The sequence below is a fragment of the Methanothermococcus okinawensis IH1 genome, assembly GCF_000179575.2.
Lineage (GTDB): Archaea > AGJL01 > Methanococci > Methanococcales > Methanococcaceae > Methanofervidicoccus > Methanofervidicoccus okinawensis.
Genome location: NC_015636.1, coordinates 222666 through 238365 on the forward strand (window position 1 = coordinate 222666; position 15700 = coordinate 238365).

General features: G+C 30.0%; 7 protein-coding genes and 2 CRISPR repeat arrays. Of the genes, 2 read left to right on the forward strand and 5 right to left on the reverse strand.

Annotated elements, in window-relative coordinates; genetic code table 11:
• Positions 1–13: 13 nt before the first annotated feature.
• From METOK_RS01050 to METOK_RS01065, 4 genes are all read right to left on the reverse strand, one after another.
• Complete coding sequence (locus tag METOK_RS01050; RefSeq protein WP_048057822.1) at positions 14–1465, reverse strand: methanogenesis marker 14 protein; 1452 nt, start codon at positions 1463–1465, stop codon at positions 14–16.
• 513 nt (positions 1466–1978) lie between these two features.
• A CRISPR array of direct repeats spans positions 1979–2768; the repeat unit is 30 nt; unit sequence GTTAAAATCAGACCATTGATGGATGGAAAT.
• Positions 2769–2844: 76 nt separating this feature from the next.
• Positions 2845–8233: direct repeats of the CRISPR family, unit length 30 nt; unit sequence GTTAAAATCAGACCATTGATGGATGGAAAT.
• Between the two features lie 163 nt (positions 8234–8396).
• Positions 8397–8954 carry a dTDP-4-dehydrorhamnose 3,5-epimerase gene (gene rfbC / locus METOK_RS01055; protein ID WP_013866394.1) on the reverse strand — a complete coding sequence of 186 codons (558 nt, stop codon included), beginning with the start codon at positions 8952–8954 and terminating at the stop codon, positions 8397–8399.
• A gap of 241 nt (positions 8955–9195) precedes the next feature.
• A complete protein-coding gene (gene radB / locus METOK_RS01060; protein ID WP_013866395.1) occupies positions 9196–9834 on the reverse strand; it encodes a DNA repair and recombination protein RadB in 639 nt (212 codons plus the stop codon).
• Between the two features lie 109 nt (positions 9835–9943).
• The gene (locus METOK_RS01065) at positions 9944–11194 is read right to left on the reverse strand and encodes a tRNA(Ile)(2)-agmatinylcytidine synthase (protein WP_013866396.1); all 1251 of its coding nucleotides are present in this window, start codon (positions 11192–11194) and stop codon (positions 9944–9946) included.
• 337 nt (positions 11195–11531) lie between these two features.
• Between METOK_RS01065 and truD the strand changes: the two genes are divergently transcribed.
• Together truD and METOK_RS01075 are read left to right on the forward strand one after the other, a co-directional pair.
• Complete coding sequence (truD, locus tag METOK_RS01070; protein ID WP_013866397.1) at positions 11532–12887, forward strand: tRNA pseudouridine(13) synthase TruD; 1356 nt, start codon at positions 11532–11534, stop codon at positions 12885–12887.
• A gap of 24 nt (positions 12888–12911) precedes the next feature.
• Positions 12912–14297 carry an SLC13 family permease gene (locus tag METOK_RS01075; protein WP_013866398.1) on the forward strand — a complete coding sequence of 462 codons (1386 nt, stop codon included), beginning with the start codon at positions 12912–12914 and terminating at the stop codon, positions 14295–14297.
• Between the two features lie 162 nt (positions 14298–14459).
• Here the strand turns inward: METOK_RS01075 and fbp are convergent, their stop codons facing one another.
• Positions 14460–15605 carry a fructose-1,6-bisphosphate aldolase/phosphatase gene (fbp, locus tag METOK_RS01080; RefSeq protein WP_013866399.1) on the reverse strand — a complete coding sequence of 382 codons (1146 nt, stop codon included), beginning with the start codon at positions 15603–15605 and terminating at the stop codon, positions 14460–14462.
• Between the last annotated feature and the right edge of the window lie 95 nt (positions 15606–15700).

Below are 15700 nucleotides of genomic sequence, written 5' to 3' on the forward strand. Positions count from 1 at the left end.
CTTTTTTTATTTTTTACTTTATCATGCCTCTTTGTTTCTGCCATTTTCTTCTTTCCCCTAATATACATTTATCTCCTCGATTACCACCAATAGGATTTTTTGGAGTTCCAAGACAATTCATGCATCTTGCCATTACGCTGGAACCCAATGCAAGACCATCTTCAACAAATACGATATTTTCCTCAGGTTTTTCCCAAATATTTAATTCTCCAAGTTTTTCAATTATTAATTTAGGTTTGTTGCCTGTTATCCCTGCTCGTCCAGTTATTCCAATAGCACTCTTTTCATTTACAATACCTTTGTTATTTGCAAGTTGCACAAGTTTTTTAGTTATTTCAGCCGATACTATATCGAGGGTATATAGCAATGTTGGGGTATTGCTCTCATCCATAATTTTTTTTCCAATTTCTTCCAATTTTGGAATATCGCTTCCATTTTCTCCAACATCACATCCAATTAATACAGTTCCTGCTTTTTCTGCACTTTTAGGATTTACTGGAACAGTACCAAATCGTTCCATATCTTTTGGAACTTCGCATATTTTTATATATTTATGAGCCTTTTCTGCATAGGTTTCTGCAAGTTCTTTATTTACTTTACCTTTTTCCTTTTTAATATCTAAAACAGCACCTTTGTTTTTATTTACCAACCCACTACCTTTAGCTATGGCATCGGCAATGGCACCTGCTAAACCACATAAATTTCCAACAACATTAGCATAAGGTTTTGAATCATTTGTAATCCTTCCTGCAAGAGTGGTTCCAAAATCAATACTCATACAGGGGTTTCTAAAATCCACCTCTGTCCATTTTGCACCTACTTTTATTCCTGCTGTAACGAGCTCACCCTCCATCTCATTTGCCACAACTTCTTTGCCTGTGGGCGGAACAACTCCTGTAACTGCACCATCAAATATTACTTTATCCATAAGTGTGTATTTATCAAAAGGTTTTGGAAGTTGATTTTTAGTCATTGCAGGAGCCATTTTTGATGGTGGAATGCCTGCTTTTAAACATCCATCTGCAAGTGCTATAATCATATTACTTATTTCTTCGGGGGAGGCAAATCCTGCTGTAACTCCTGTACTTCTAACAACAAAATGCAAATCCTCAATTGATAAATTTCCCTTATTCAGAGCTCCGATTAATACTTCTTTAACCATATCAGAAACAGCTTCTTTTGTTAATTCTACTCCCCAAAGTGTTCTTCCAAATATTGCTTCTCCCTTCTTAGGAGCTCGCACATCTCTGGTCATCCTTACATCTTTGCTTATTATATAGGTAGTTCCTGTATCCATATTGGTTCCTGTGATGATGGATTTTGTCGTGGTATTTCCTAATTCAACAGATGCTACTATGTAATAAGGATTTTTCTTTAATTCTATTAAATCTACTGTTTGAGACTTTGCATAGTGTATCTTAGGAGATTTCTTAAAAATAGATGTAATTGAATCAAAAAACCCCATAATATCATCCTCTTCCTGTTTTTTAGTCATTGCATATTTGATATTAATATATATTTATCTATAATTTGTTTTTTATTGTATAAAAATATTAAGTTATTTTAATAATCATTTTTATTTCTTTTATCAATAACCTATTATTATCCCTACAAATATTCCTTATTTTTTTATTATATTGCTTATATAATTTTTATTTTTTAAAATCTCTTTAAATAATCTGTCGTAAATCGATGGATTTTTTAGTATAATTAATATATTTATATAAATAAAATTATAGAGATTTTTTAAGAGATTTCTTATATATTATATTATTTTTATCTGTTCCTTGTAAATTTTTTATATTTTAAAAAAATATCAATTTAATATCTTTTATATTCCTAAATACCTTTAAATTATCCGTCGTAAATCACCCTTAAAACTATATAAATAACAAAAATCAATGTGATTCGAGATTCGAAAAGTTTATATAGGGGTAATGCAAAGGTATTTTACATAAAATAAGAAAATTTTTGAACTGTTAAAATCAGACCATTGATGGATGGAAATGATGAAGACGATAATGGCGTAACATACGGGGACAGCGTTAAAATCAGACCATTGATGGATGGAAATCCATATTTTCACCTTATCTTTTTTTACAGCTCAGAGGTTAAAATCAGACCATTGATGGATGGAAATTTTTTTGGTATATAGGTAGTATAATGGTATAAAAAATGGTTAAAATCAGACCATTGATGGATGGAAATCCGTATAAAATTTGAAAAAAGTAAATAATTATTTTTGTTAAAATCAGACCATTGATGGATGGAAATGACCTTGACAGCATTACAGACTCAATAATTGAAGAGTTAAAATCAGACCATTGATGGATGGAAATTACATTGATGACGGGATGATTTTTTAAGCTCTTATTTTCGTTAAAATCAGACCATTGATGGATGGAAATTGATTTATATTTTGGCATCTCAAAATGTAAATCAGAACAAGCTATCGCCTCCATGTTAAAATCAGACCATTGATGGATGGAAATCATTATTAGAATCAAAAATGAGGTTTAAACTCCATCAAGTTAAAATCAGACCATTGATGGATGGAAATTCTGGAACTATATTTCTATTAACCCATAGGTGGAAGGTTAAAATCAGACCATTGATGGATGGAAATTTTTTGCTTGGAATTTCATAAACTAATGGTTTTGCTCGTTAAAATCAGACCATTGATGGATGGAAATGTGGTAAGTTTATCAATGTATTTTTTAGAAGAAATGTTATGCTCGTTAAAATCAGACCATTGATGGATGGAAATTTTACCCTGATGCTTCCAGTGCGGGGAGCTCATTATTTCCTTTTGTATTTTACATAAAATAAGAAAATTTTTGAACTGTTAAAATCAGACCATTGATGGATGGAAATTTTACTGCTTTTACGCTCGTTATATATCCCTGTTTAGTTGTTAAAATCAGACCATTGATGGATGGAAATCAATATCGTGAGCACTCAGGATGTGTCACGATTGACACGTTAAAATCAGACCATTGATGGATGGAAATCCTCTTTCCTCAACTTGTAATTTACTATCTATACTTACGTTAAAATCAGACCATTGATGGATGGAAATTGTTTAAGACATCATCTATTGTAAAAGCCTTTCCTTTTCCTGTTAAAATCAGACCATTGATGGATGGAAATCCTGAAACTGCAAAAATGGTGGGCGTTTCCCCTCCGTTAAAATCAGACCATTGATGGATGGAAATTCTCTAAATCTTTTATGCCTTCTTTTTGCTTATATCGGGTTAAAATCAGACCATTGATGGATGGAAATTTATTTCCAATTTTAATAGTGATATCCTCAATAGATTGTTAAAATCAGACCATTGATGGATGGAAATTCCAATCAAAGAGGTGAGGTTTATGAATATATTACGTTAAAATCAGACCATTGATGGATGGAAATATACAATGTTAATATATAAGATGTAAATATGGAAATGTTAAAATCAGACCATTGATGGATGGAAATCCAATTATCATCTAAATTATTGTTATACTCATATTCGTTAAAATCAGACCATTGATGGATGGAAATAAATTCATAAAATTAGGAGATGGAGATAACATATACTGTTAAAATCAGACCATTGATGGATGGAAATTAATTATAATGACATGTATCTGGTTATGGGGGCTAATCCTGTTAAAATCAGACCATTGATGGATGGAAATACCCCCAATACTTTTTTAACTTGTTTAATTACAAAGTTAAAATCAGACCATTGATGGATGGAAATAAATATAAAGGAGAGGGACATTTCCAAGAGGAAGATAGTTAAAATCAGACCATTGATGGATGGAAATAATTAAACTGAGAATAAATTATATGGATATACACTGTTAAAATCAGACCATTGATGGATGGAAATATTAAAGATATTGAAGAGCCAGAGCCTGCGGAAACTCGTTAAAATCAGACCATTGATGGATGGAAATATAAATAAAGGTAATGAGAATATCTATTCGTTTGAAGGTTAAAATCAGACCATTGATGGATGGAAATTCTTTTATAATTCTATATGTACCATACCCGGTTGGGTTAAAATCAGACCATTGATGGATGGAAATATAAATGCTGAAAATAGTAAAAAAGATAGGGTATTTTTGTTAAAATCAGACCATTGATGGATGGAAATTATGATGATGAAGATGGAGGATACGACAGCATTTCAAGTTAAAATCAGACCATTGATGGATGGAAATAGGTTGTGTATTTAAATTTCTCATGTCGATATACTTCGTTAAAATCAGACCATTGATGGATGGAAATTTGTAATGGCCAGTCGATGTCACCCTTGTTGAGGGCGTTAAAATCAGACCATTGATGGATGGAAATGATAGTTAAAGAATTTAATGAAGTCTAATTTAGTTGTTAAAATCAGACCATTGATGGATGGAAATATCTTTTGTAAATATTCATTATCTTTTTCGTAAATTTTAGTTAAAATCAGACCATTGATGGATGGAAATAAATGAAAATGAAGAAAATAATCCACAAGAAAATAATGTTAAAATCAGACCATTGATGGATGGAAATCTATGTGGTTCATTGAAATAGGTAGCTATACCAAGGTTAAAATCAGACCATTGATGGATGGAAATGTTAAAACAATAGAATTATTTAAAGTCTCATCTAAATGTTAAAATCAGACCATTGATGGATGGAAATATTCTGCCTATAAGTCATAACAGTAGCTAAAGGACTAGTTAAAATCAGACCATTGATGGATGGAAATAAGTGAGTATTTCATACAAAAATACGGAGGAAGCAGTTAAAATCAGACCATTGATGGATGGAAATATAAAGTCTTCGTTCCAGATAATGGAATTGATATAGCGAGTTAAAATCAGACCATTGATGGATGGAAATAAATTACTATAAAAATGGTGTTATAAACAATATTATGAGTTAAAATCAGACCATTGATGGATGGAAATTGCTTATACTACAAAAGATTCTTACCAACTTTCCTTCGGTTAAAATCAGACCATTGATGGATGGAAATATCCATTAATGGGGTGACTTCTTTCTCCCAGTCCCCTACGTTAAAATCAGACCATTGATGGATGGAAATATTATCTGATGAGGATAAAGAAGAAACACCAAAAGCGTTAAAATCAGACCATTGATGGATGGAAATCTATCTCACTTTTAGTATCTGAGATATACTGATCAATAGTTAAAATCAGACCATTGATGGATGGAAATTTTTATATCTTGTTCTTCTTCTGTCATTCTTTCACCAAAGAGTTAAAATCAGACCATTGATGGATGGAAATCCACTTGCATCTGAATCTGATACAATTGTTCCATTAACGTTAAAATCAGACCATTGATGGATGGAAATTGCAAAATGTATGTATGAATGCGAACCGCCAGAGCTCGTTAAAATCAGACCATTGATGGATGGAAATTTATTAATATCCAACCTCCCAATATAACCTATTGTCTGTTAAAATCAGACCATTGATGGATGGAAATCTTTTAAATTCTCAATTTCTGTTTTATGCTTAGCTGTTAAAATCAGACCATTGATGGATGGAAATTTTGGGGCGCGCCCCTACCGAGCTAAGTATCCATTCCGTTAAAATCAGACCATTGATGGATGGAAATAAAGAGGTATCTTTCAACTCAGGAAGTTCATTTGCAGGTTAAAATCAGACCATTGATGGATGGAAATTGTCATATATATCTATACTTATTTCATCCCCTATTATATGTTAAAATCAGACCATTGATGGATGGAAATTAATTTTTAATTTTTAATGTCATTTCTATTTTATTATTAATAGTTAAAATCAGACCATTGATGGATGGAAATTCAATTTTTACTTGGAAATCATTTAGGTCGTAACTGTTTGTTAAAATCAGACCATTGATGGATGGAAATTCTTGGAATTTCATTTATATGTTCATCTTTAACATATTGTTAAAATCAGACCATTGATGGATGGAAATTCTTGGAATTTCATTTATATGTTCATCTTTAACATATTGTTAAAATCAGACCATTGATGGATGGAAATTTGGGATTTTATAATAAATGAAATTCGGAGCAATGGCGTTAAAATCAGACCATTGATGGATGGAAATTCTAATGGTCTGATTATAAATAAAATATAAAAATTAAGTTAAAATCAGACCATTGATGGATGGAAATCTAAATTTAACATTTACTCCTTCTAAAACAATATATGTTAAAATCAGACCATTGATGGATGGAAATTCATTGATGCAGAAATCTAAAAATTCCTCTAAATCAGTTAAAATCAGACCACTGATGGATGGAAATTTCTTGAATTTAAAATATTTTATCATTATTTCACCGTTAAAATCAGACCATTGATGGATGAAAATTTGTCAAATCTTATCCCTACTTTATTACTGGATATTGGGTTAAAATCAGACCATTGATGGATGGAAATCAAGAACCTATGATGACAATGGAAATGTCGTAATTAAGTTAAAATCAGACCATTGATGGATGGAAATCACTTTTTTAATTCCGATTGTCAGGCTTCGCCTGGTTAAAATCAGACCATTGATGGATGGAAATGATTTCTATATTAGAATTCATCAGTTATATCCCCACGTTAAAATCAGACCATTGATGGATGGAAATATTATTTGTATATCTCCTGAGGAAATGTTTGAGTTAGATGTTAAAATCAGACCATTGATGGATGGAAATCAGTTAAGAAAGTAACTAAACAAGGAAAATACGGGGTTAAAATCAGACCATTGATGGATGGAAATTTCAATGATGCTACAAATAGTTTGTTTGTAGTTAAGGTTAAAATCAGACCATTGATGGATGGAAATCAAAAAAACATACAACAAGCGTATCGACAATAACTGTTAAAATCAGACCATTGATGGATGGAAATTCCTTTATTTAATCAATAAGGTATTTTACATTGAGTTGTTAAAATCAGACCATTGATGGATGGAAATTTTTTTATATCATAACCCTCAAAATTCCAGTAATCCTGTTAAAATCAGACCATTGATGGATGGAAATTTTTGTAAGGGTTATTGATTTTGAATTTGTTACATAAGTTAAAATCAGACCATTGATGGATGGAAATGCATTTTTATCACCCTTTTATTTTATTTTTTTTATTGTTAAAATCAGACCATTGATGGATGGAAATTATCTATTTATTAACTCCGTTGGGTTTTGAATAACTGTTAAAATCAGACCATTGATGGATGGAAATTCAATAATATTTCTTGTTGGAATATTGACTTCCTTGTTAAAATCAGACCATTGATGGATGGAAATCAATGATTTAATCCTTTCCGTATGGTTCTTCCCCTCCACGTTAAAATCAGACCATTGATGGATGGAAATTACTTGGAGGAACTATTCCCGCAAGTGCTAATGATGGTTAAAATCAGACCATTGATGGATGGAAATTCGATACGAGATTAAATTTAGCAACACCACCATCATAGTTAAAATCAGACCATTGATGGATGGAAATTGATAATTATTATATCTATATATTTGTATGGGATTGCGTTAAAATCAGACCATTGATGGATGGAAATTAGTATAAATACCTGCGGCTACACCAGCCCCTACTTGTTAAAATCAGACCATTGATGGATGGAAATCATTTGTTTTAATAAAATAAAAATAAAATATTATGTGTTAAAATCAGACCATTGATGGATGGAAATGTGAGATTAAAAACTTCAAGAGCCCTGAGGTATCTAACGTTAAAATCAGACCATTGATGGATGGAAATAATTCTGAAAGGTTAGGAATGATAACATTATCAATAGTTAAAATCAGACCATTGATGGATGGAAATTTTTGTGCTGGCGTGATACCATAATGTGATTTAAGAAGTTAAAATCAGACCATTGATGGATGGAAATTAGTTCAAGTTCAAAAACATACAATCCAAATACAACGTTAAAATCAGACCATTGATGGATGGAAATATAAATTTATTGGAATAAAAATTTTCTGAGTCATTTTGTTAAAATCAGACCATTGATGGATGGAAATTAATTTACAATACCAGAGTTTATCATATTTACATTATCGTTAAAATCAGACCATTGATGGATGGAAATCCAATAACACATATAAAAAAAGCAATATATAAAATAAGTTAAAATCAGACCATTGATGGATGGAAATTTATATACTATGAGCGATAAGTATAATTTAGAAGTGTTAAAATCAGACCATTGATGGATGGAAATGCTGTATTTAATATATATTGGGTTGTTAAAAACGATAAAAAACAGGTAATTTTTTATTTCATTTATTATTTCTTAAAATTCATTGATAATAGTCTCTTTTATAGCTATATTTATTTTGATTAACCATAAAATAATAAATATGTTAATCATAAAAAATATATATTTAAAAGAGCTCACCCTTTTTATCCAATTCCTTTAATGTATGCCATTGTTTATCTTTATCAGACAGTATTGGTTCATCAATAAGCCAGTCAATACCAATATCACCATCATTCCAAATCACACCACATTCATATTCAGGAGCATATTTATTATCTACCTTATAAACAACCTCAGCCTCACCACTTAAAACACAAAAACCATGGGCAAATCCTCTTGGAATATATAATTGATGTTTATTATACTCTGAGAGCACAGCACCTACCCACTGCCCAAATGTTGGGGAGCTCCTCCTTAAATCCACGGCAACATCATAGATAACTCCCCTTATGCACCTTACTATTTTAGCCTGTGCATAAGGTTCTTTTTGGAAATGTAATCCCCTTAACACGCCATAACAAGATTTAGAATGGTTATCTTGAATAAATTCTCCGTTTATACCTACCTTTTCAAAATCTTCTTTTTTATAGGTTTCTAAGAAAAATCCTCTTTCATCCCCAAAAACTTTTGGTTTTATTAAAATTACCTCTGGAATTTTGGTTTTTATAAATTCAAATGGCATTATATCACGCTCTTCTTTTATTTATTGTTAATCTTAGAAATATTTTCTAAACGACTTTATGAAAACTATTTATTTACATTTATCATCTTTCATTATTATTTAATAAAAAATAACTTCATAATTCTCCTTTGCAATAAAATATATTTTCATTTAATAAAAATTTTTCTTAACTCTAAAAGCTAAGGAAGTAATATATAATATGTTATTTATGCTATTATAGCTATTCTATTTCTAATAAGTATTATGGTATTATATCAATACCTTTTTTTACTATTTTATATTTAATTCGTTCTCCTTCTTCCGAATATCTGTGTTTTTCTAATATTAACTCCCTTAATTTATTTAGCTTTTCCATTCTAATTATGGTTTTGCTCCAATATTCAAGTATCTTTCCACCAGTTGCTTTAAATCCATTTGAGGTATCGCTAACTTGATTTGTAATTAAAACTGCTAAGTTCTTTTTTTTGGCAGTATTTAATAGGGTAAGTATTTGCCTGCCAAGTATTCTGTTTAATCGGGTATTTTCATCCACCTTGTCTGAGAGCTCTAACCTATATAATGACGATATGCCATCAACGATAACTAAACCCAAATTATCAATGTATAATAATTTTTCAAGGAGTATTGATTGCTCTTCAAAGCTTTCGGGTTCGTAAATAATCAAATTATTGAGTATATTTTCAATTTCATCCCCTGCTATTTGCTTTATTCTTTCAATAGATAATCCGCCCTCGGTATCTACATATACTACTTTAAAACCTTTTCTTATAAAATTTATTGCAGAAATTATACCAATATTGGTTTTCCCAACTCCTGGTGGTCCATAAATCTGAGTAATTGTTTTTCTTTCGATATTTCCCTTTAAAATTTCCTTTAACATAATATATCCCTTAATAAATAACATAATTAATATAATAATAAAATTAATATAAATAATATATAATATTATAATATACTATAAGCTACATCTTAAAATAAAATAATATAACTTAAAATAAAATTAATGGTTTGCTTAAATGCCTTCTTGCAGATGGTGGAACTTCATAAAATCCTTCTTTTATATCCCTTTTAACTTCTATTAATTTTATTTCATTATATTTTATTTTTTTGCCGCATTTATTACAAACATAACCACTTTTAACCCCCCTTGATTTTAATGTTCCACCACAAGAGCATTTTTTATCCTTTATATATTCTTTGGATAGTTTTAATATCTTTAATTTTTCAATATTTATTTCAAAAGGTTCTTCTCTAACCGTTCCATATACTCCAACAATATCGCCTTTTCTTAATTTTCTCACTATATTCCTAAAATCCTTTGTAGGTTCATAAGCTACACAAGTTATTTTTCCCGTATTATCCTCTACTTCAAATACTACAATTCCACCTGCAATATCTTTTGGATTATTTACAACTGTCCCATAAATAATTACACCAGTATTTGGATAAATATCTTTTATTTTCATATATCTTAAATTAACATCTGTGCCCTGATTGGTTTTATATATCATATATTTATCTATCTCCTCACATTTGACCATTTTCATGGCATCCAATAAAATATCCTTTTTTATACCTCTAATACCGTAGAGAACTGGACATTTTGTATTTGGTGCAATTATCTGTTTTTCTCCATCTACATTATTAAATGTAAATGGAATGGTTTTTTTATCCATTTCAACTACTGATTTATCATCTATTATTCTTTTAGTTCCCCAATTTTCCTTTTTTCTATATGCCAATAATTCATAGGTATATGGTGCTACTGATGATATACTGCCCAGAGCTCCTATTATACCATGTCCCTTTTTATAAATTATATATTCTCCTCCGATTTTGTTTATTATTTTCTTTGCATAATCTACGGTGATTATATCATAAAGCACTTTTTTGTAGTAATTTTTTAGTATCTCCTTATTTTTTCTATAATTTTTTTCACTTAAAAATACTATTCCTGGGTTTGTGTTTTCGCATTCAAAATCAGAATATTTTTCAACGAGATTTATAACGGTTTTTTTTATATAATCTATATCATTTTCAGTTAATTTTTTTTCATCCTCCATAACTCTTAAACTAACTCCGCCGTTTCCACGGGTTTTATATTTAACCATGGGGTTCATTCTTATTAACTTTGGAGTATCCATTTTATATCTTTTCCCGAGCTCCTCCATAAGAAGCATACCAATATATGTTGTGCAATATCGCTCCCTGCTGTCTGTATCATCTATTCCTATAAGCATACTTTTCACCAAATAAAGATTAAGATAAGATTAAAAGAATATTAAAAATTGGATTGTTTTATTATATATCCTTAAATGCATAACACATAATACCAAATACTATAATAATAATACAATATACACCTATTTAATCTATAATACCCTAAAAATAACAAATACATTATAAAATATACTAAATATACTAAATCTATTTTCTATTAAAATACATTATGTTAAAAATTAAATTAATATTAACATATAAAATAATATAAAATTAAAATTTAAAATATTTTCTAAATAATAAAAATAATAAAATAAATAATAAAAATTTAAAAATTTAAAAAATTAAGGGATATTTATGAGAAATTATTTATTGATAAACAAAAGAAAAGCAGAATCACAAGAAAATTTAAACAATTATCGTAAAAATATTGTGTTAAAATTTAGAAAAAACAAAATATATAATACAATTGATAAAATGAGACCAAATTTAAATAAATATCTTTTAAATCTAAAAATAGAGGGATGTATAAAAAAATATCCAGAAGACTTTATTGTAGAAGAAATTACAGAGAATGGAATTGTTTTAGAACATGGAAAAGATTTAAAGGATGTTTTTAAAAATACAAAAAATTGGAATGGTTCATTTATACACTTCACCTTGGAAAAAATAAACTGGAATACTATGGATGCCATAAGGAAACTTGCAAAAAGAACAGGCACAAAGAGAAAAAATTTTGGTTTTGCAGGGACAAAAGATAAATTCGCCTTAACAACACAAAGGGTGGGGTGTTTTGGGGTAAAACCTGAAAAATTGGAAGAGATAAAAAACAGCATAAAAGATATAAAAATAAGAGATATTCAAAAAACAAATGTTAAACTTAGAATGGGTAGTTTATGGGGTAATAAATTTACTATAAGAATTAGATTAAACGATAAAGATAATAATAAAAATAAATGTGATAATAACAGTAATAATAAAAACGGTAATAATGCCGATATTGAAAAATTAAATGATATATTAAAAAATATTAAATTGGATTATGTTTTAAATTACTATGGTATGCAAAGATTTGGAACTTATCGTCCTATTACTCACATAGTGGGGAAATTTATATACAATAGGGATTTTGAAAGTGCATTTTATACCTACTGCGGAACTCCTATAAATGAAATAGGAAAAACACTTGAAGCAAGAAAACTTGTAGATGAGGGGGATTTTAGAGGAGCTCTAAAAATATATCCAAACAGTCAGTATTACGAAAAAAAGATGATAAGACACTACTTAAAAACAGGAAGTTATAAAGAAAGCTTTAAAGTTCTTCCACCACAGTTAAAAAGTATGTTTGTAAATGCCTATCAATCTTATCTATTCAACGAAATGATAAATAAAAGATACGAATATGGCTTTGAAGCTATGGAGGGGGATGTTTTAATAAACGGTATTCCAACAGGAGTATTGATTGGTAGCCATTCAGAACTATCTGGTGGAATTCAGGGCGAAATCGAAAAAGAGATAATAGATGAAGAAAATCTCGATTTAAAAGCATTTAAAATTGAAGACTTTGGGAACTTTCCAGGAGCTCGGAGAAAGTTAATAGCAAAGGTGTATGATTTTACCTATAATGTGGAGGATGAGGGAATTGTTTTAAGATTCAAAATGGAGAAAGGAAACTATGCTACGGTGGTTTTAAGGGAATTTATAGATATATAAATTATAGTGATATAGGGGTGCAGAATGTCGAAGAATACAACTAACATTATAATTTTATTTTTCAGTTTTTTGCTGATGGTATTAATATTAGTGTTTTTTCCAGCAGAAGCTGAGGTAAAAAAGGGATTGGCAATATTATTGTTCATATCTATTCTGTGGGTATCTGAGGCTTTTCCTATATCCATATCTGCATTGTTTATTCCAGTATTTGCCGTTATTTTTGGAATTTTTGATGTAAAAGATGCTTTTAAATCATTTGCTCACCCCATCATATTTTTATTTTTGGGAGGATTTGCACTGGCATCGGCATTAAAGAAGCATGATATAGATAAAATAATTGCATACAAGATTGTTAAACTAGGAAACGGAGATTTTAAAACAGCAAGCTTTTTAATTATGCTAACAACCTATATTCTTTCAATGTGGATAAGCAATACTTCGGCGACATTGATAATGCTGCCTCTTGCCCTTGGTTTGCTGTCCACCTACGAAAATATAGATTTAAATAATAATGGTAATGATAAAGACAGTAATGAACGAAACAATCTTAAAAATATTTATTCATTTCTTCTTTTAGGTATTGCATACTCTGCAAGTATTGGAGGAATTGCAACCATAATTGGAAGCCCACCAAATGCTATTACAAGCAGTTCTTTGAATATGGGTTTTTTAGAGTGGTTTGAGGTGGGATTTCCAATAAGTTTAATTTTAATGCCTGTAATCTATGTTATATTATATCTTTACTTTAAGCCAAATGTAAAAAATCATAATATTAATTTAAATAATAATTTTAAATATACAAATAAAACAATTTTAACATTTATTATATTTTTATCAATTGCTATTTTATGGATGGTTAGCGGAAAAATTGCAAAATTGATTGGAGTAAGTAGTTATATGGATTCCATAATTGCAGTAATTGGCATAATTCTATTGTTTTCTTTAAAACTAATAGATTGGAAGGATTTAAATGAATCTACCGATTGGGGAGTGCTGATGCTTTTTGGAGGAGCTCTGTCTTTAAGCAGTATATTATCCACAACAGGAACAGGGGAATTTATTGCAAATATTCTAATAAGTTTTATGAATAGCATCCCAATTTCCATGTTTATATTTGGAATAATTTTATTTTCCATGATATTAACCAACATTATGAGTAATACAGGCGTTGCAGGCGTTTTAATGCCAGTATTGATAGCAGCCGCAATGGAACTAAACATAAGTCCAGAATTAATTGCTTTACCTGTTGGGATTGCAGTATCCTGTGCATATATGCTCCCAGTGGGAACTCCTCCAAATGCCATAGTTTTTGCAGAGGGCTATTTAAATGAAAAGGATATGATAAAAGTAGGTTTTATATTATCGTTGATATCATCGGTTATTATTGCAGGTTATTTCCTACTATTATGAATAACCAGTAATTAAAAATAATTAAAAATAATTAAAAAATAATAATAAATAATAAAAATTTTTTAATTTCTTCGGAGCTCTATAAATTATTATTATATGGCCTGTAAAAAAGATGTTAATATAATTAATTGAAAAATAAAAAAATAAATGAAATACTATTGTTTATTCCATGTCCCCTCTTTCTCTTGTTTTTTCCAATTTTTTAACTTTTTCAGTATCTACGAATCTATCTTTTAATGCCTCCATTATCTGAGGAATGGAGGAATATTCCATCATAGATTCTGGCAATCTGTGTGGCTGGAATGGTCCCATGCTTCTTATCATATCTGCCATATCCAAAGCCTTCTGTCTTGCATTGTTGAATGAAATATCTGCGAATAAATCATTAGGTCCTACCAATCTTCCTTCTGATAGTTGGAATCCTAATGCCATTATTCTTGGTGGTCCATCAAATCTTGAAGGTCTTGCGTCATCTTCACCAACAGGCATTAATGGTCCCCAATGACATCCTCTCATCCATCCTGGAACAAGATGAGGTGTTGCAAATGCTTCCAATACTTCACCAACTGCTGGCATACCACTCTGAGCTCTTACAATTGCAACAGGGTCATCCTTACCTACATATTTTCCAGCCATTAAGTTCAATTTTTCGGAGCTTGCAATTGCTGCAATTTCGTTATCTTTTGCTCTGAATACTCTTTTTACAGCATATTTTTCTAAGTTTCCGATTAATGCCAATAAAGAGTAAGATTCTTCTGGTGTTTTTAAGGTAATTTGTTTATTTCCATACATGTCCAATACATCGAATTTAAATCCACCAGTCATGGAGTTATCATAAACTAATCCTGCTGTATGGAATGGGTCTGCAAATATCTTGTAGAATGGCATGTTAAATGCTGTTGGGTCTGTTTTATCACAGCAAAATACTATTACAGGCTCACTTGGTCTTTCAACAAATTCCATTTCAGCACATCCTGGACCCATACCTTTTACATTTCCTGTGAATCCTTCTGCAAGTAAATCCTGACCTGCACCGTATAATTTTAATTCCTTAGCAACTTCTGTTGCTTCTTCAAATGCTTTCCATGCTAAGCCGTGTATATTTTCATTATCTGTTCCGAGTTTGTGGGTCATGATTAAATCTATATCATCACCACATCTTGTGACATAATAGTCAATTAATAACTCATCAATAGCCTCTTCAAGAACATATTCACAGGTGTCTAACAATTCATCTGGTGCCAAGGTGTGTCCGCACAATCCTCCAACATCAGCTTTGATAACGCTTAGGGTTATTTTTTCTTCCATAATCACGCCCTCTTATTTTATTTTTAATTATTTTTATAGATATTCTAATATTTACAATATATAGTATTTTTAGCTATTTATTTATAAAATTAGGT